Raw genomic sequence first — 17,011 nt, 5'->3', positions numbered from 1 at the left:
GTAAACCGTGCTTGAATTTCAGCGTTAGATTTACCCAAGTTGTGTAGGGTGGCTGAGGCAAAATTGTAGCAGACAATCTTGCTTAGTTAAACTAGATTACTGTGAAGCTGTTATCAAATGAATCGGATTATCATCAGAGAGATATGCTTCATCTACCTGTTGTAAGCCATTATGGCGGATCAAACTGCGTAAACTGTTAATGTAAGCTTGGCCGCGTTCAGAATATTTATCTAATGTGCCAGCCAAGATCAGCCCTGTTATTGGGGCGTTTTCACTTCTAAGTTTGGCTCGTAAATCACGCAATTTTTGGTAAGCATGATTGGTGTTGATATTGAGTAAGTACCCAATAACCGATGCCAGTGGCGAGTCAAACCGAGCAATTCCATAGTTGCCAAGCTCGGTACGTTGTTGTTTTGGCACCATGCCATTACCGCTAAAATCCCATTGGCCAAAAAAAGCATTACCTTCAACAGTAAATCTCGAGGTGGCCCAGCCGCTTTCTTCTGCTGCTTGAGCAAGGACTAAAGAGGGCGGCACTATATCAACGCGATTAAGTAAAGTGGCTCGTTGTTCCGTTGACAGACTTTGGCAGCTTTTTAGTGTTTCTTCATCTATGACTTTGTATTTTAGCGCGAGCTGTCTTACTTTCTCATCGCTATTGGCGTTGACTTCGATGTATCTGCGCTCAAGCAGCATTTTTTCATTACTGATTAAAACCAATGGTGCCATCAGGCGGAAGAAGATCATTTTCTTCTCATTTACGGGAATGTTATTTGCATTGCGTTGCCATTTTTCGGTGACGGTATTGAAAGTCAGCCTTGGAACTTCACGGTTGCCGTTCTGCCAACTTTGAGAGTTATAATCAATTGAATCGAAGAGACTTTTTATACTGTCTAACGAATAAATCGAAACCCTTGTTGGTTGCTTTGTTGGGCGGTTATCAGAAATTAACCAGAAGCTATTTTGTAACTTGTCTGGTTGATTACTAGTAAAGTCGCTTAAAGGGGCGAGCTTAATGTCGGTTTCAGCATTGGTATTATTTTTAACATCCGCCAAACTAATATCAAGAGTTGCGTCTTCGTGTACCGTAAAGGTGAATATAATAAAAGCCGATATTGAAAATATGCCAACACCTATCAGCGCCCAGAATGGCTTTGTTAGCGGTTTCATCGTTTGTTCCTATACTTGGCCTGAGCGAATTTCTTGTAATAAATTAGCCCAACTTATCACACCAATGACATTATTTGGGGTGTTACGGTAAATATAGACTTCTCCGGCGCGTTTTGTCGCCAGCGCTTCATAGGCTTCATTCAAGGTTGCAGAGTCTGGTAAGCCAACCATTAAATGCCGAGATAAGGTGGTCTCATCTTCAAATGATTGGATTTCTAATCGGAGCATTTCTATTTGGTGATCGGCATTACGAACCAACACTGGTCGACCCTCAGCGCGTTTTAACACTTCAAGTAGCAATTCATCATCATCATTGACCACCACAAAGCGTCTATTCATTAATACTCTGACGCCTTTTTTCTGTAAACCTTGATTCATCGGTGCGACTTTATACTCTAGCCCCATAATCTCTAGTTGCTTAATGAAAATAGAACTGGTGTTAAAGCCCTGATAAGCTACCAAAAAGGCCGGAATAGTGACAAACATTGCCGGCAAAATAATCGATGCATCATTGGTTAATTCAAGTAATGCCACTAAGGCGGCAAGCGGTGCGCTTAAACACACCCCCATCATGGCGGTCATACCAATGACAGTATAAAGCCCAACATAAGGGGAAATAGACGGGAATAGCGCACTGCTAACAAGCGCAAGAATTGCACCTACCAAAGCGCCAATACCGTATAACGGACCAATCAAGCCACCTGGCACACCAAATCCGATAGCAGCAATCGTTGCTAGCATTTTGCCCAGTAACAGCGCGATTAAAAACCACAGGTTGGGTGACTCGCTTATTGCTTCGTGAATAGCTAAATCACCGGAACCTAGTGCTTGAGGTAGCACCAAACCAATTAAAGTGGTGACTGAGCCTGCAATAAGTAACCGATAAATTAATGGCCAATGTTGTCCTTTTGCGGTGACTTTTAATAATGAGTGGTTAAACAGGGCTGCTGTACAACCTAAGCCTAAACCGCCTAACAACAATATGGGGTAGTGATCGAGCGGAATTCGAATAACATTAATTAGGTCGTATTCATGGACATTGCCAAATACGATTTGGCTAGAAACCGCCCCACAGATTGCTGACAGCATGATGGGGAAAAAGTAATGGATTTTATACTCTCGGACAATCACTTCAAATACAAAAAGTACCGCAGCTAAAGGTGCGTTGAAGGTTGCTGCAATACCGGCAGCAATGCCACTGGCACACATAATCCTGACGCTGTTATCTGGTAACTTAAATTTTTCGGCCATGACACTGGCGCTCACCGCGCCTAAATGGATAGCTGGCCCTTCGCGTCCAACTGAAAAGTTGGTTACTAGTGCGATAAGCGCTTGAAAAAATTGACCTGCTGCGGATTGGAGCGGCACTTTACCGTAATGAATTTTAAATCGATGCAATACATAGGCAATGCCCATACGGCGATAACGTTTTGACCCTAACAATGACAACAACCAAATGAGCAATGCGCCAATCAGGGGTAAATAAGAACGCCAATCGGTAAGCACATTACTGAAACTAGTTGCTTCACTATGGGTATACTGCTCGGCCCAAACCAACATCAGTCGGAATAGAATAATCACGCTGGACGCGATCACCGCAAACAGCAAGGCTAGGGCACATAATTGAACACTGATTTGCGCTTGTGATAATTTATCGCGAAATTCGTTGTTCAGATATTTGCGTGTTGCCCTCTTGGCGTGAATAATAGCAGCTTTATTGAGTTTGAGTTGCACTGTTATGCTCTTGCTTCCCTGTAGTTACTTTGACATTGTATTTTATTAAGGGCTTGTTACCTAATGCTAAATTATCATCGCATGCTGGATACACTAAAAGCAATCGAACGAAAAAAACGTTCATCAAGCAACTACCTTATTGCACTGGTGGTGGTCGCTTTCATTACCGGTGCTATATCGCATCAAATATGGTTGTCTTTTGCGCCCGAGGCGACACCTAATAGCGTCAGTGGAAAACGAAAATTGTTATCAGAACTTGATATGCAAGCCAAGGTATTGGCCAGTCGCAATCTAGCGCTAACTATAGAACAAGAAGCCAATAATAACTTACAACAAATGTTCAGAGAGCAATTGGTGCGTCAAAAAGCACTAGAAAAAGAGCTGGCATTTTATCGCAGCTTAATGGTTGCCGACGCTGAAGTAGAAGGGGTGATGATCCACAATGTTGAAATTAATGCTGGCATATTACCTAAGCAACAACAGCTTAGAGTTATTTTAACTCAACAGCAAAAGCGTAAGGCAAATTTAAAGGTTGTCGTAGATGCGGTATTTATTGGGGTTATGGATGATAAAGTCGCTGAACTAACCTTAAGTCAGTTATTAGGAACCAAGAATAATATCGATTTTAAGTATTTCCACATAATGGATAGTGATTTTATCCTTCCTGATGGATTTGAGTTACAAAGAATTAAGGTAAAAGTGCGAGTAAAACCAGCGCGAGGTGTGAAAGGTGGTGAGATTGAACAGGTATTCAATATTGCTGATATAGCACCAATAACCATCGAAGTTACAGACAATCAAAAAGAACCTCGGGTAATACTTGAACAAAACAGTCAGGTATCGGATAATTCACCGCAGAAAACTGAAGTAAGAGGTAGTAATGACTGAACAAACTGATGCAGCAATGCCGATACAATTTACCGATGCTGCGGCGACCAAGGTAAAAGGGCTGTTAGAAGAAGAGCAGAACCCTGAATTAAAACTGCGTGTTTATGTTACCGGCGGTGGTTGTTCAGGTTTTCAGTATGGCTTTACATTTGATGAGAAAGTCAATGAAGGCGACTTCACTATTGAAAAGCAAGGTGTACAATTAGTGGTCGATCCAATGAGCCTACAATACCTTGTTGGCGGTGAGGTGGATTACACTTCTGGCTTAGAAGGTTCACGCTTCTTTGTTAAAAACCCTAACGCAACAACAACCTGTGGTTGTGGTGCTAGTTTCTCTGTTTAATTAATTGAACAGAGAAAACAAAAAAGCCGTCATAAGACGGCTTTTTTTGTTTTTAAGAGGATTAACTCATAATGTTCATGCTTTGTCTTGGTTTGAACCAGGCTTTCACTTTTCGATTAAAGCTTATCCAAACTTGAGCCGCGCCAATGAAAATTAATACGCTAAAGATTACCCAATCAGATACCACCGCCTGAAATAAACCAAAATCAACCGTTGTCGGTCCAGCGACTAAGTTTTCAGGATCATACATTATGGCTGGCAAACAGCTGTAAAACGCAAGTTGCAGTAAGCTGTAACCTCTTAGCATGTATAAAGCCGCTTTTTGACGGCCAAATACTGCAACGACCATCAATAAGGTTAACATACACAGCATTGAGCTTAATTCTGATACTGAATTTGCTGACAGTAAGCCGCTTATCGATGCCGCAGCATATATTAGCATTAGCGCAGTTAAACGCTTAGGCAGTTTTGCCATGGTCGTTGTGGGATGTAATTCCGAGCTGTCGATATCAGGTGATGCAGCAGTCTGAGCTGGTGTCATGACCTTAGGTTTAGCATCCATTGGATTAATCATAAACTAGTGTTTCTTGTCACTTTTAGGGGTTAAACGTTGGTCAACTTCAAAAGGAGCAACAACAACACCTAAATCCTCCTGAACTGGGAATACGGCAATAAATAAGTCATCGTCTTCCATACCGCTCACCCAGCGTTGTTGAAATTCATCAAGAGGAATCGCTAAAGGTTCACAATCTTTCCAATCGTCAACCGCCCAAAGTGCAGCCGTTTCTTCTGATGGCCACATAGGGATACAATCTTCATCTTCCGTGGTTAGCATCACGCAGCCATCGCTATCTTGTAAAGACCAGATCACTTTATTGGCTTTTACCTGTTCAATCATGTAGTCATAGCGGCCTTCAGGCGTGAGGTTCATTAGTTCAGCGACGCTTTTTTCTTTAGTGCTCATGTGATTCTCATCTAGCAGTAATCAGCAATAGCTATGCTGATCAGGAACAATTATGTGCGCATGATAACACTGACAAGAATAATTGAAAAAGAAAAGTCCGTATAGAAACGGACTTTGTTAACTAGGATGAACTGGAAATTTATTGGGATGATGGATTAAAACTGCGATAAATTATGCCAGCTAAAATAGCCCCGACAATTGGAGCAACCCAGAATAACCACAATTGAGATAGTGCCCAATCCCCGACGAATAATGCTGGCCCTGTACTTCTTGCGGGATTGACGGAAGTGTTAGATACCGGAATACTAATAAGGTGGATAAGGGTTAAACCAAAACCAATCGCAATAGGGGCAAAACCTTTAGGTGCGCGGTCATCGGTTGCACCTAAAATAATCAGTAAGAAAAACAGCGTCATGACTATTTCACAAATCAACACGGCAATTAAATCATAGCCACCAGGGGAATGTTCGCCAAAACCATTGGAGGCAAAACCCGCACTTAATGAAAATCCATCTTGTCCTGATGCGATTAAATATAAAATGCCCGCGCCCATTATTGCACCTGACACTTGCGCGATAATATAGGGAAGTAATTCACTGGCATCAAAACGGCCACCGGCCCACAATCCGAATGAAACCGCAGGATTAAGATGGCACCCCGAAATATGCCCAATGGCGTAAGCCATGGTCAAAACGGTCAAGCCAAAAGCCAGTGACACTCCCAGAAGCCCGATACCTACCTCTGGAAATGCTGCAGCGAGCACGGCACTGCCACACCCTCCTAATACTAACCAAAGTGTGCCTAAAAATTCAGCTAGCATCTTTTGTTTTATATCCATAACTCATTCCTTGTTAATGTGTGTGCTCAACAAGTAAAGTCTATAAAACAGTCAGTTGTCAATATTATGGCAAGTTATTTTGCTGAGAATTTTCCGCCCAGTACAGCTTCTCTTCTTGCGCCGGTAACGGCAGGGAGATTGGCGGGTAAATGATGTTCATAGCGCATTGCTAACCATGCAAAAGCGATCCCTTCTACCCATTTAGGATCCACGCCAATCTCAGTCGTTGTCGCGAGTTTATATCCTGGTAAAAGTAAGCTAAGCCTGCGCATTAAGGCTTTATTGAGTGCGCCACCACCACAAACGTACATTTCACCCTGAGGATTAAGTTTTGTCACATCATTGGCAATGCTGTGGCAGGTTAAGTCGAGCAAGGTTGATTGAATATCTTCTTCATCTAAATGACTAAACTCAGATAGCTGCTGTTCTAACCAGGCTTGATTAAATAACTCACGTCCGGTGCTTTTGGGGTATTGAAGTGAAAAATATGCATGGGATAATAGCTGTTTTAATAAATCAGGGTTCGAGGTGCCTGACTCCGCCCACTTCCCATCTTTATCAAAAGGCTGCTGTTGAACTTGTTGGATAAAAGCATCAATCAGGTTGTTACCAGGGCCGGTATCAAACCCAAGTACCTGATTTGAATCACCAGGAAGGTAAGTAATATTGGCAATGCCGCCAATGTTCAATATCACCCTCGAGGTGTCGTTTTTAGCAAATACTTGCTGGTGGAAAGCGGGCACAAGAGGTGCGCCTTGCCCACCTAAGGCAATATCTTTGCGTCGAAAATCAGCAATAACATCAATTCCCGTTTCAACCGCAATGGTATTAGGGTCGCCAATTTGTAAGGTGAAGCCGACTTCTAGATTTGGCATGTGTCTGACAGTTTGACCGTGGGAACCAATCGCTATTACTTCACTTGGGCTGACACCGGAGTGAGTTAATAATTGATTAACTGCTTTTGCAAATAACAAACCGACACTGCGATCAATTCGTCCTAAACGATTTATTTCGTCAGTTGACGGTTGGCAAAGGCGTTGCAGCCCTTTCAATAAGTGTTCAGGAATGGCTTCAGTATGTGCGTATACGAGTAAAGGATAACCGCTACTAAAATCAACCAGAACGGCATCAACGCCATCCATACTGGTACCAGACATAAGGCCAATATAATATTCAGGCTGCGACATTACTGACATTCCTTGTGACAAGGGAAACTAAAAAGGGGGTATGGGTGATGACACTTCCACCCATACAATATAGATAAGAGTTTAATTACTGGCGGTCTGTTGCGCTTGATTCGACTTAAGCTGCGCCATCAGTTGTTTACTTAACCCATCAAATTTTGCTTTTTCACTGCGATCAATTGGCATCGATTTCGGTAGGTTAACGGTGCGCGGATTACGATGTACACCGTTGACAATAAACTCGTAATGTAAATGTGCGCCGGTTACTCGGCCTGTGCGCCCAAGTGTTCCAATGATCTGACCTTGCTTAACTGTGTCACCACGTTTTACGCTGCGCTTTGTTAAATGCAAGTATTTAGTGGTGTAGGTATCGTTGTGTTTAATAAACACGTAATTACCATTGTATTGGTTGTAGCTAGATTCGACCACTTTACCTCGCCCCGCAGCTTTGATTGGTGTGCCTATGGCCGCAACATAATCAACCCCGCGGTGAGCTTTAATTTGACCTGTAACTGGATGCAGTCGACGTGGATTAAAATTAGAGCTTACATATTTGAAATCAACAGGAGATCGCAAAAATGCCTTACGCATACTATTGCCTGTTTCAGAGTAATACTGGCCATCTTTGTAACGAATTGCGGTATAACGCTCGCCTTGGTTAACAAATTCAGCGGCTAAAATATTACCTGTGCGAATAAATTGTCCATCTGCATATTCTTGTTCAAAAATCAGCGAAAAGTGATCGTTTTTACGAATATCTAAAGCAAAGTCGATATCCCAACCGAAAATATTGGCCAATTGCATGATGTGGTTAGCAGATAAACCTGCATCGGCAGCAGCACTCCAAAAGTTACTTTTAATTTTAGCCGTGATAAACGACTGTCGGGTTTCGAGCGATTTTTTGTTGACGGTTTCTTTATACTTATCATTCGCTTTAGTAATCACTAACGTGGATATTTTATCCATTCGGTAGCTTAATTCGGTTAATTCACCTTGCGCATTTTTACTAATGGCAATTTCTTCACCTGGAATGATTTTAACTAAATTCTTTTTCGCTAGAGGCAGGCGAGTAATGTCATACACATCTTTTGCTGTCAGTCCCGCACGATTGAATAATCCACCTAAGGTGTCACCTTTAGCAACTTCGTAATACTCCACTTGATTTTCAAGCTCAGCGGCATCTTTTAAAGCTTTTTTCTGCGCCTTTAACTCACCATCAATACGATCAATTATCTGATCCGTTTTAGAGCCAGAAGATAAAGTAGAAAGGTGGGCGCTAAAGGCTTCATCATCGGCTGTGGGTAATGCCGTTTCTTGCTCATTATCATCTTTGCGAGCGTTTTTTTCTGGTGCGCTTGGGCTTCTAAAAGGCAAAGGTACTTGATAGCGGGTGTTGCTTTCGAGTTTTACTGAGGTATCCATTGATGTTTGTTTAGAAGCTTGGGCGTCTTCTGATGGAAACATCAAAATAAAAGATGTGAATATAGCCAAAATTGCTAAGGCTATTTGATGTGCTTTAGGCAGCAACTTAAATAATGTAATCAGCTTCGCCATTGACTCTAGTACCAATTTCCCACTCTTGTTGTTATCCAGTAAGTGTACACTCTTTCATTTGCTGTGGCTAACAAGTAACATAGTCCTCTTTATTTTTATTTATTTGAGTCTGTTGATCTTTCAAGATTGTTATTTAGCAAAGATTAACGGGTCCTCATGATTACGCTCTAGGAGTTGCAGTAGCGATGGCTGATTTAGATCAAGTGTTGGCAGAGATCAAACGTGGTACAGACGAAATTTTACTTGAGACTGATCTCATTGAAAAACTTAAAGAAGGTCGCCCACTTAAGATTAAGCTAGGTGCTGATCCTACCGCACCCGATATCCATTTAGGCCACACGGTCATTTTGAATAAAATGCGCACTTTCCAAGAGTTAGGCCACGAAGTGATTTTCTTGATTGGCGATTTTACCGGTATGGTCGGTGATCCAAGTGGTAAAAATAGTACTCGTCCGCCGTTAACGCGTGAGCAAGTACTCGCTAACGCTGAAACCTATAAAGAGCAAGTGTATAAAATTTTAGACCCAGCTAAAACGCGTATCGAATTTAACTCAAGCTGGTTAGAGCCATTAGGCGCAGCGGGTATGATACGTTTAGCATCTCAGCAAACTGTTGCGCGGATGATGGAACGTGATGACTTTAAAAAGCGTTATGCATCAGGTCAGTCAATTGCAATTCATGAGTTTATGTATCCTTTACTGCAAGGTTATGATTCTGTTGCATTACAAGCTGATGTGGAACTGGGCGGTACCGACCAGAAATTTAATTTATTAATGGGTCGTGAGTTACAAAAAGCAGAAGGTCAAAAACCGCAAACGGTTATTATGATGCCATTGCTTGAAGGTTTAGATGGCGTGAAAAAAATGTCTAAATCGGCCCATAACTACATAGGTGTGAGCGAACCAGCCAATGAAATGTTTGGCAAAATCATGTCAATTTCAGATGACTTAATGTGGCGTTATTTTGAATTATTGTCTTTCCGTCCATTAGAAGAAATTGCTGGGTTTAAGCAAGATATTGACAATGGAACTAACCCTCGTGATATCAAAATCACCCTTGCGAAAGAAATTATTGCTCGCTTCCATGACGATGCTGCGGCAGAAGCTGCTCATCAAGAGTTTATCAATCGTTTCCAAAAAGGTGCGATACCTGATGATATTGAAACGGTTACTCTTGAAGCTGGCGAAGGGTTAGCAATTGCTAACTTGCTTAAAGATGCAGGTTTAGTCGGTTCTACCTCTGATGGCATGCGAATGATTAAGCAAGGTGCAGTGAAGATTGATGGCGAAAAAGCCGAAGACAGTCGTCAAGTCTTTAACGCGGGTTTTGAGGCGGTAGTGCAAGTTGGTAAGCGTAAATTTGCTAAAGTGGTATTAAGCTAATCAGCAAAAATTAACCAATAAAAAAGGCTCTAAGGAGCCTTTTTTTATATCAACTTATTCACTAGTGTGTCGCAGTATTTGAGCGAAATGACACATGATGCATCACTGAGATTCTAATTGGTCAGCCATAGTTTGGTAATCCATTAAATCCATGTGTTCTATCAAACGCTGAGTGTTCATATCAAACTTTAAGGTAGTGACACCCGGAACAGCAATATCTATGATTCTATCTGGCTTACCGTATTGATCGCCAGGACCACGCAATCGGTAACTGCCGATGATCACCACAACTGAGCCATTGTTAAACATATGCTCGATATTGAGTCGATACTCCAACACGCCTTCATGGGCGCGGGTTAAGAAATCAATAATATGCCGTTCTCCCTTGTATTCAACTCCAGCCGTTTTATCAAAAAATAAGCTTTCACGGGTATAGAATTGTCTCAAGGTTTTAAAGTCATGCTCAGTGTAGGCTTTAATATATTGCATCGCTAATTGCTGCTCAACAGGCATATCACCGAGATTTGCTTGTGCAGGAAAACTGAAAATGATGCAAAATAGTAGACTAATTAAACGCACATCAATGTCTCTTTGTTTTTAAATCAAATGCGGGTAATGACAGGTGCCAACGAATAGCGCTTAATCTAATGATTAAGGTACTTAACATGGCCAAAAACATCGATGTCATACTATCCATTCCTGACAGTAAGCTCAAGGTATAACATATACCACCTATGATTGAAGCCGTCGCGTATATTTCAGTGCGCAGCACCATAGGCACTTGGCGACAGAGTAGATCACGAATAATCCCACCGCCAACGCCAGTAATTAGTCCCATCACGACAGCAATCATACCTGAGTGACCCAGTAACAATGCTTTTTCTGCGCCAATCACGGTAAATAATGCCAGACCAAAGGCATCGGCGACCGGCAGTGTCATTTGAGGTAATTTGTGCGGTTTACGCACTAACACTAAACAGGCTAAAACGGTGGCTAATATCACTATGATGTAATTGTGATTGGTAATCCAAAATACTGGTGTTGTGCCTAATAATGCATCTCGGATACTGCCGCCGCCAATTGCGGTGACAGAAGCCAAAACGATAACACCAAAGGGGTCCATTCGATGTTTACCTGCTGCTAATGCACCCGATAAGGCGAATACCGCCGTGCCGCAAAGGTCAAAAAAGTAGATCCATTGACTCATTTACTTAACTCTTTCAGATGAATGTTGAGGGCATCAACTGAGATACGAATTTCGATTACCGACAAAATCAACGAATATAATAATAGTAATAGACTGATACCAAAAATGATTGAGCCTGTTTGATTGAAACCTGTGTAAAGGAAAATCATGCATAACACGCATAGGGCAAAGCTGCTGACACCAGCCTCTTGCATCTTGCGAATAAGATTAATCCGCTGTTTTAGGTTTTTTATTTGGTTATCGTTTACTGGCTTTCCTGCCTGGCTCAGTTGGCGAATTAATGCCGCTAACGAAAAGAATCGATTGGTATACGCCAGTAATAACAATGAAATTGCTGGAAAAAGTAATGCTGGTGTTGTCAGTGATACATGCAAATTATTGAACAATTGGGCTTTCCTATTGAAAAAGCATTCATGAAAAAAACAGCCGCGGATCATACCGCTTTTGATTACTGATTTACACCGTTTGTAACGTTGCCCAGAGTAAAGGCAGCAAAAGCGCTAAACTCAAGAAGAAAAATTTACCATTTTGACTGGCTTTTATAGCTACCTGAATATGTTGATATTGAGGTAACGGGCCAGCAATGACTTTTGCTAGGGTTACTTTTTCAACATTAACTTGTGCTGCTAAATCTTGTTGATAAGCTAAGGTTTGAGCCGTTGTTGGGGTTAAAAACTGTTGTGGTCCACCCAGTTCAATTTTAAGTAAATTCGCCCCAAGGTGCAGGGTGCGGTAATCGTTATTGAGCCCTTGGCTTTGTGTGTCGTTAACCCACATACTTTTTAATCCGAGTTGACCAAATTGGATGGCAAGGGAGCAATGCCAAATCCATTGCGGCAGAAAAAATAATACTCGATTAAATTGGCTTATAAAGCTAGCAAAGTTGATATATTTTTTTTGGTAGGGTGGCCACGATAGCTCTAATTGCTTTAATAGATGAACCGCAATAACGGTTGAGGCACCGCCGACAGCAAAAAAAACAATACTCGATATACTGCCATAAATTGGTGAAGTAAGGGTTTTTTCTATTGTTGTTTTACATAAACCTACACTCGATAACCTTGGTGTGCTTTGGCTCACCCAGGGTGCTAACAATGCCTTTGCTTGTTGATTGTTATTTTGCTCAAGTGCAATTTGAATGCGCTTTGCTTGATGGGTAAATTGATAATCACTGATGCAGCAGTACAAAACAATAAAATCAAAAAACCAAGGGAATGCTGCAAATTCCAATAAAAAACTAGCGATCACTGTTATTGGGATCACCAGTAACAAGGTTGCTAAAATACCCGCGGTCATTTGTTGCGATACAGGACGATTGCTATGGTTTACTTTTGATGCCAGTTCAGTTGCTAGCAATCTAAAGCCATTAAATGGCTGCCATCGCTTCGGAAGAGGCGCGACTTGCGCCATAGCAATTGCAGCCAATAGGACTAGGCATTGTTGGATGAGCTCGTTTTGCAGCAGTAGACTTTCCATATTTATTTGCATATCCGTCGCAAGCTCATACAGGGTGTGATGTTACAGCTGTTGCAGTAACGCGATTACCATCATCGCAGAATGATGTCCGGCTTTGATAATATACGAATCAAAATCAACAGGTGAGTCGTTATTTGCGTTATCAGACAGGGAGCGAATAACCACAAATGGCGTGTTAAATTGATGACACACCTGTGCGATAGCTGCGCCTTCCATTTCACATGCTGCCATCGTTGGGAAGTTTGTGCGCATCACTTTAGTGCGCTGTGGGTCGCAAATGAAACTGTCTCCAGTACAAATTAAACCTTCTATCGCTTTCACTTCGCCTAATGATGCTACCGCTTGTTGGGCAGCTTGAACGAGCGCTGCATCAGGGGTAAATGCAGCAGGTTGCTGTGCCATCTGGCCAATTTCATAGCCAAATGCAGTAACATCCACATCGTGATGACGCACTTCTGATGAAATAACAATATCACCAATGGCGAGTTCATCAACAAATCCACCCGCAGAGCCTGTGTTCACCACATGACTGACAGCAAATTTTTCGATCAATAAGGTAGTTGCGATACTTGCTGCAACTTTACCAATACCAGAACGGGTAACCACCACGTCTTTGTCAGCAATTTTGCCGCTTATAAACTCAATACCGGCAATGGTGGTATGAACTGGAGAATGAATAGCTTGAACAAGATGAACGACTTCGGGCTCCATAGCGCCGATAATACCGATTTTCATTGGGTAACCTTAAACGAGTTTTAAACAAATAGAATTGCTGAATAATATATCACGCCAGAATAGGCTTTGTGAAAACTCTCTTCATTCTCTTGCACTATAGTTGTGCTTAAGCCGATTTTATTGATTTTTTAATCGGCTTAGTCTCATATTTTTTGGCAATTAATTATCTTGTTTATCCACAAAAGATATTCATTATCGGTTGATTCTTTGTAAAGCTTTGAGCTGAGAGATAATTTGGATAAAGGGGAAATGGTTAAAATAGTGGGTTGTAAAGGTGCTTATTGCAATGTTTGATTATTCGATATGCTGGTTATTGTTATCAACCTCAGTTGCCAAGTTAAACTGGCAAGTTCTTAAATTAGAATCACAATTTAACACCAGAATAATCAATCCTAGCTAATACCAAGCGCGCATAAACCTATTGAAGCTATATCTATCATAGTTACAACAAACAGGACTAAAACCAAAGTCGCTAACGCAAACTCAACGAGTGTCAATTAACACAGCTAAAACGTTGTGCCGTTAGAAATCAATCTTAACTAAAAAGTGCGGCATCAGCCGCACTTCATAAGGATAGACAAATTATTTTTTATATACGATGCCGTCCTTCATGACAAAACTGACATTCTCCATCAAGCTGATGTTTTCAATAGGGTCACCATCAACTGCAATGATATCTGCTAGAAATCCCTCTTTAATTTGACCTAGGTTTGACTGCTTTAACAGTGCAGCACTATTGATGGTTGCCGCTTGTAGTGCTTGAGCGGGAGTCATACCAAAGGTCACCATACGCGAAAATTGTTTACCGTTATCGCCATGGGGATAAATAGCGGCATCTGAGCCGAATACCATCTTCGCACCCGCTTTGACCGCTTGTCTGAAGCTGTCTCGCTGAGCTTTAGATACTTGCTTTTCTTTATTGATGTTAGCTTCAGGGACTCCGTTGGCCGCACCAAAGGCTAGAGTGTATTCGGTGTTGTAAATATCACAGGATAAATAAGTGCCCGCATCTATCGCCATGTTAATCGCTTCGGCATCCATAAAGCTGCAATGCTCGATACTGTCAATTCCGGCCTTGATTGATGCTTTGATGCCGCCAGTGCCATGGGCATGTGCCGCAATGACCATGCCCTGCATGTGTGCTTCATCCACAGCGGCTTTAATTTCTTCATCGCTAAGTTGCTGGATGCCAACCTGAGTGCCTTTGGAAAACACGCCCCCTGTGGCACATATTTTTATCGCATTCGCCCCATATTTTATGTTTTCACGCACTTTAGCGCGCACAGCCCATGGGCCATCGGCGACACCTTGTGCCGTTGCGTGTTTTTCTGGCGCTGAAAAGTTATCGTCACAATGTCCTCCGGTAACACTAATAGCATGGCCTACGGCCCAAATACGTGGCCCTACAATATCCCCAGCATTGATACCATCTCGGGTTGCAATCACAGAATAACCCGATGCCCCGAGATCGCGCACTGTGGTGAAGCCAGCCATTAATGTTTTATTGGCATTTTTTACCGCTTTAACGGTTTGGCGGGGAATTGAGTCATTTTGAGCTTCAAGAAAGTTATCATCTGCATCACCCGATAGGTGTACATGCATGTCCATTACGCCAGGTACTAAGGTTTTACCGCTTAAGTCAATCAGTAGAAAATCATTTGTATTTTTAATATCTGCTTGTTTAGTGATTTTAGTGATTTGATTTAAGCTCACAATAACGGCGGCATCTTTGATGGTTTTACCTTTAGCAACATCAACATAAGCATCGGCAATAATAAGAGTGTCCTGGGCCAAAGCCGCGGTTGAAGCGGATAAACCCAATCCAAGTAGTAAAGCCTTGTTTAAGGTAGTTTTTAGTATTGCCATCTGACGTGGCTCCTTGATTGTTATACAGGGAAAAATGAAAATGAAAATAAAAGCGTCAGCTGTTATCTATGGGGGCTATCAATAGCAACGCTTATTACCAACGATGAATTATCATACTTGATGAAGCGAGCTTGTTGTTATAGAAATGTAATTTATTGCCAATAGACTTTGTAACACAAGTTGTCAGCGATTGAGTGAAACGGTAGACAAAAAAATGCACACCCTAAGGTGTGCGAATTCACAAGCAAACGGGTTTAACCGCTTTAGTCGATAAAGTTTAAAATACCTAATGCAGCATCACGACCTTCAGCAATAGCGGTCACAACAAGATCTGATCCTCGTACCATATCACCACCGGCAAACACTTTAGGGTTCGTCGTTTGGAAAGGATTAGCATCTGTCTTGGTTGCTTTAACAAGTCCCCACTCATTGGTTTCAATGCCAAAATCTGCAAACCAAGTGGCAGGGCTGGCCTGGAAACCAAATGCGACGATAACAGCATCCGCTTCAAGTACTTGCTCACTACCGGCAATAACTTCAGCGCGGCGACGTCCTGTAGCATCGGCTTCACCCATTTGGGTTTCAACGCACTCAATCCCCACCACAACACCATTATCAGCTTTAACGGCAACAGGCTGGCGGTTGAATAAGAATTTAACTCCTTCCTCGCGTGCGTTTTGTACCTCGCGAACCGAACCCGGCATGTTTGCCTCGTCACGTCGATAAGCACAGGTAACGCTTTTTGCGCCTTGACGTACTGCGGTGCGAACACAATCCATTGCGGTGTCACCGCCGCCTAGCACCACAACATTTTTACCTTTTAGGCTGATGTAAGGTGTGGCTTCATCGAATGTCCCCATCACTTTGTGCGTGTTACCGATTAAATATGGTAAGGCTTGTAAAACACCTGTGGCATCTTCATTAGGTAATTTGGCTGGCATGGCGGTATAGGTACCCATGCCTAAGAAAACAGCATCGTATTCGTCTAACAAACTTTGGAAGCTAATATCTTTACCTACAGTGGTATTTAATTTGAACTGAATCCCCATGCCTTCCATCACTGAGCGGCGAGTTGCCATGACGTTTTTATCTAACTTAAATGATGGAATACCGTAAGTGAGTAGGCCACCAATTTGAGGGTACTTGTCATATACCACAGCTTGCACACCGTTACGGGCAAGAATGTCGGCACAACCTAAGCCTGCAGGGCCTGCGCCGATAATAGCAACACGTTCCTTACGTGGTGTCACATTGCTTAAATCTGGACGCCAACCTTGAGAGATAGCCGTGTCAGTGATGTATTTCTCAACATTACCAATAGTCACGGCACCAAAATCTTCATTTAGGGTACAAGCGCCTTCACACAACCTGTCTTGAGGGCATACTCGACCACAAATTTCTGGCAGAGTATTAGTTTCATGAACTAAGTCTGCCGCTTCCATAATACGTCCCTGTTTGGCCAAATTAAGCCAGTTCGGAATATAGTTATGCAATGGGCATTTCCATTCACAATATGGGTTGCCACAATCCAAACAGCGATCGGCTTGACTGCTCACTTGCGGCTGCGTAAACGGCTGATAAATCTCAATAAACTGAGTCGCACGTTTTTCTGCGGCGTGCTTGGTTGGATCAACACGGCCAACTTCGATAAATTGAAAATCATTACTCAT

At 42.2% G+C, this 17,011-nt stretch carries 17 protein-coding genes; 3 read left to right on the top strand and 14 right to left on the bottom strand.

Features of this window, described 5'->3' with window-relative positions:
• Positions 1-96: 96 nt before the first annotated feature.
• On the bottom strand, positions 97-1,170 hold the full coding sequence (locus IEY03_RS10545) for a glucosaminidase domain-containing protein (protein WP_188841360.1): 1,074 nt from the start codon (positions 1,168-1,170) through the stop codon (positions 97-99).
• A 9-nt stretch (positions 1,171-1,179) separates the two neighbouring features.
• A complete protein-coding gene (locus IEY03_RS10540; protein WP_188841358.1) occupies positions 1,180-2,904 on the bottom strand; it encodes a chloride channel protein in 1,725 nt (574 codons plus the stop codon).
• Positions 2,905-2,967: 63 nt separating this feature from the next.
• On the opposite strand from IEY03_RS10540, the gene IEY03_RS10535 reads away from it, so the two are divergent.
• Positions 2,968-3,792: a DUF6776 family protein gene (locus IEY03_RS10535; RefSeq protein ID WP_188841356.1), complete on the top strand. Its 825-nt coding sequence runs from the start codon at positions 2,968-2,970 to the stop codon at positions 3,790-3,792.
• A complete protein-coding gene (gene erpA, locus IEY03_RS10530; RefSeq protein ID WP_055024237.1) occupies positions 3,785-4,135 on the top strand; it encodes an iron-sulfur cluster insertion protein ErpA in 351 nt (116 codons plus the stop codon). The genes IEY03_RS10535 and erpA overlap by 8 nt, the downstream gene beginning before the upstream one ends.
• A 61-nt stretch (positions 4,136-4,196) precedes the next feature.
• Here erpA and IEY03_RS10525 read toward each other — a convergent pair whose 3' ends face one another.
• From IEY03_RS10525 to IEY03_RS10505, 5 genes are all read right to left on the bottom strand, one after another.
• Positions 4,197-4,610 carry a hypothetical protein gene (locus tag IEY03_RS10525; RefSeq protein WP_188841591.1) on the bottom strand — a complete coding sequence of 138 codons (414 nt, stop codon included), beginning with the start codon at positions 4,608-4,610 and terminating at the stop codon, positions 4,197-4,199.
• A 102-nt stretch (positions 4,611-4,712) separates the two neighbouring features.
• Positions 4,713-5,099, bottom strand: a complete 387-nt coding sequence (locus IEY03_RS10520; RefSeq protein WP_188841354.1) for a DUF2750 domain-containing protein — start codon at positions 5,097-5,099, stop codon at positions 4,713-4,715.
• A gap of 139 nt (positions 5,100-5,238) precedes the next feature.
• Positions 5,239-5,937 carry an aquaporin Z gene (gene aqpZ / locus IEY03_RS10515; protein WP_188841352.1) on the bottom strand — a complete coding sequence of 233 codons (699 nt, stop codon included), beginning with the start codon at positions 5,935-5,937 and terminating at the stop codon, positions 5,239-5,241.
• A 74-nt stretch (positions 5,938-6,011) separates the two neighbouring features.
• Positions 6,012-7,124: an anhydro-N-acetylmuramic acid kinase gene (locus tag IEY03_RS10510; protein ID WP_188841350.1), complete on the bottom strand. Its 1,113-nt coding sequence runs from the start codon at positions 7,122-7,124 to the stop codon at positions 6,012-6,014.
• Positions 7,125-7,205: 81 nt separating this feature from the next.
• Positions 7,206-8,675: a peptidoglycan DD-metalloendopeptidase family protein gene (locus IEY03_RS10505; protein WP_188841348.1), complete on the bottom strand. Its 1,470-nt coding sequence runs from the start codon at positions 8,673-8,675 to the stop codon at positions 7,206-7,208.
• A gap of 185 nt (positions 8,676-8,860) precedes the next feature.
• Here IEY03_RS10505 and tyrS point away from each other — a divergent pair, with 185 nt between their 5' ends.
• Positions 8,861-10,057 (top strand): tyrosine--tRNA ligase, encoded by a 1,197-nt coding sequence (gene tyrS / locus IEY03_RS10500; protein WP_188841346.1) that lies wholly within the window; start codon positions 8,861-8,863, stop codon positions 10,055-10,057.
• Between the two features lie 102 nt (positions 10,058-10,159).
• On the opposite strand, the gene IEY03_RS10495 is transcribed toward tyrS, so the two are convergent.
• From IEY03_RS10495 to IEY03_RS10465, 7 genes are all read right to left on the bottom strand, one after another.
• On the bottom strand, positions 10,160-10,636 hold the full coding sequence (locus IEY03_RS10495) for a nuclear transport factor 2 family protein (protein WP_188841344.1): 477 nt from the start codon (positions 10,634-10,636) through the stop codon (positions 10,160-10,162).
• A gap of 1 nt (position 10,637) precedes the next feature.
• Positions 10,638-11,264, bottom strand: coding sequence for a trimeric intracellular cation channel family protein (locus IEY03_RS10490; RefSeq protein ID WP_188841343.1), 627 nt, complete (start codon positions 11,262-11,264; stop codon positions 10,638-10,640).
• Positions 11,261-11,638: a DUF2721 domain-containing protein gene (locus IEY03_RS10485; RefSeq protein ID WP_188841589.1), complete on the bottom strand. Its 378-nt coding sequence runs from the start codon at positions 11,636-11,638 to the stop codon at positions 11,261-11,263. The genes IEY03_RS10490 and IEY03_RS10485 overlap by 4 nt, the downstream gene beginning before the upstream one ends.
• Positions 11,639-11,720: 82 nt before the next feature.
• Entirely contained in the window at positions 11,721-12,740 is a 1,020-nt protein-coding gene (locus IEY03_RS10480; RefSeq protein ID WP_188841341.1) for a cobalamin biosynthesis protein, read from the bottom strand.
• A gap of 42 nt (positions 12,741-12,782) precedes the next feature.
• Positions 12,783-13,475 carry a 5'-methylthioadenosine/adenosylhomocysteine nucleosidase gene (locus tag IEY03_RS10475; RefSeq protein ID WP_188841339.1) on the bottom strand — a complete coding sequence of 231 codons (693 nt, stop codon included), beginning with the start codon at positions 13,473-13,475 and terminating at the stop codon, positions 12,783-12,785.
• A gap of 582 nt (positions 13,476-14,057) precedes the next feature.
• Positions 14,058-15,341: a Xaa-Pro dipeptidase gene (locus IEY03_RS10470; protein WP_188841337.1), complete on the bottom strand. Its 1,284-nt coding sequence runs from the start codon at positions 15,339-15,341 to the stop codon at positions 14,058-14,060.
• Between the two features lie 263 nt (positions 15,342-15,604).
• Positions 15,605-17,011, bottom strand: a complete 1,407-nt coding sequence (locus IEY03_RS10465) for a glutamate synthase small subunit GltD family protein (RefSeq protein WP_188841335.1) — start codon at positions 17,009-17,011, stop codon at positions 15,605-15,607.

Source organism: Shewanella aestuarii, from assembly GCF_014647215.1.
In the GTDB taxonomy this organism is placed as follows: Bacteria; Pseudomonadota; Gammaproteobacteria; order Enterobacterales; family Shewanellaceae; genus Shewanella; species Shewanella aestuarii.
The sequence above is the reverse complement of the archived record's forward strand: the minus strand, read 5'-3'. Positions and strand labels throughout refer to the sequence as shown.

What these genes read in the sequence shown, in the direction of transcription:
- IEY03_RS10545 (WP_188841360.1), bottom strand. Translation starts at nt 1,170, where the DNA reads ATGAAACCGCTAACAAAGCCATTCTGGGCGCTGATAGGTGTTGGCATA.
- IEY03_RS10535 (WP_188841356.1), top strand. Translation starts at nt 2,968, where the DNA reads ATGCTAAATTATCATCGCATGCTGGATACACTAAAAGCAATCGAACGA.
- erpA (WP_055024237.1), top strand. Translation starts at nt 3,785, where the DNA reads ATGACTGAACAAACTGATGCAGCAATGCCGATACAATTTACCGATGCT.
- IEY03_RS10525 (WP_188841591.1), bottom strand. Translation starts at nt 4,610, where the DNA reads ATGGCAAAACTGCCTAAGCGTTTAACTGCGCTAATGCTAATATATGCT.
- IEY03_RS10520 (WP_188841354.1), bottom strand. Translation starts at nt 5,099, where the DNA reads ATGAGCACTAAAGAAAAAAGCGTCGCTGAACTAATGAACCTCACGCCT.
- aqpZ (WP_188841352.1), bottom strand. Translation starts at nt 5,937, where the DNA reads ATGGATATAAAACAAAAGATGCTAGCTGAATTTTTAGGCACACTTTGG.
- IEY03_RS10510 (WP_188841350.1), bottom strand. Translation starts at nt 7,124, where the DNA reads ATGTCGCAGCCTGAATATTATATTGGCCTTATGTCTGGTACCAGTATG.
- IEY03_RS10505 (WP_188841348.1), bottom strand. Translation starts at nt 8,675, where the DNA reads ATGGCGAAGCTGATTACATTATTTAAGTTGCTGCCTAAAGCACATCAA.
- tyrS (WP_188841346.1), top strand. Translation starts at nt 8,861, where the DNA reads ATGGCTGATTTAGATCAAGTGTTGGCAGAGATCAAACGTGGTACAGAC.
- IEY03_RS10490 (WP_188841343.1), bottom strand. Translation starts at nt 11,264, where the DNA reads ATGAGTCAATGGATCTACTTTTTTGACCTTTGCGGCACGGCGGTATTC.
- IEY03_RS10480 (WP_188841341.1), bottom strand. Translation starts at nt 12,740, where the DNA reads ATGGAAAGTCTACTGCTGCAAAACGAGCTCATCCAACAATGCCTAGTC.
- IEY03_RS10475 (WP_188841339.1), bottom strand. Translation starts at nt 13,475, where the DNA reads ATGAAAATCGGTATTATCGGCGCTATGGAGCCCGAAGTCGTTCATCTT.
- IEY03_RS10470 (WP_188841337.1), bottom strand. Translation starts at nt 15,341, where the DNA reads ATGGCAATACTAAAAACTACCTTAAACAAGGCTTTACTACTTGGATTG.
- IEY03_RS10465 (WP_188841335.1), bottom strand. Translation starts at nt 17,011, where the DNA reads ATGAGTAATGATTTTCAATTTATCGAAGTTGGCCGTGTTGATCCAACC.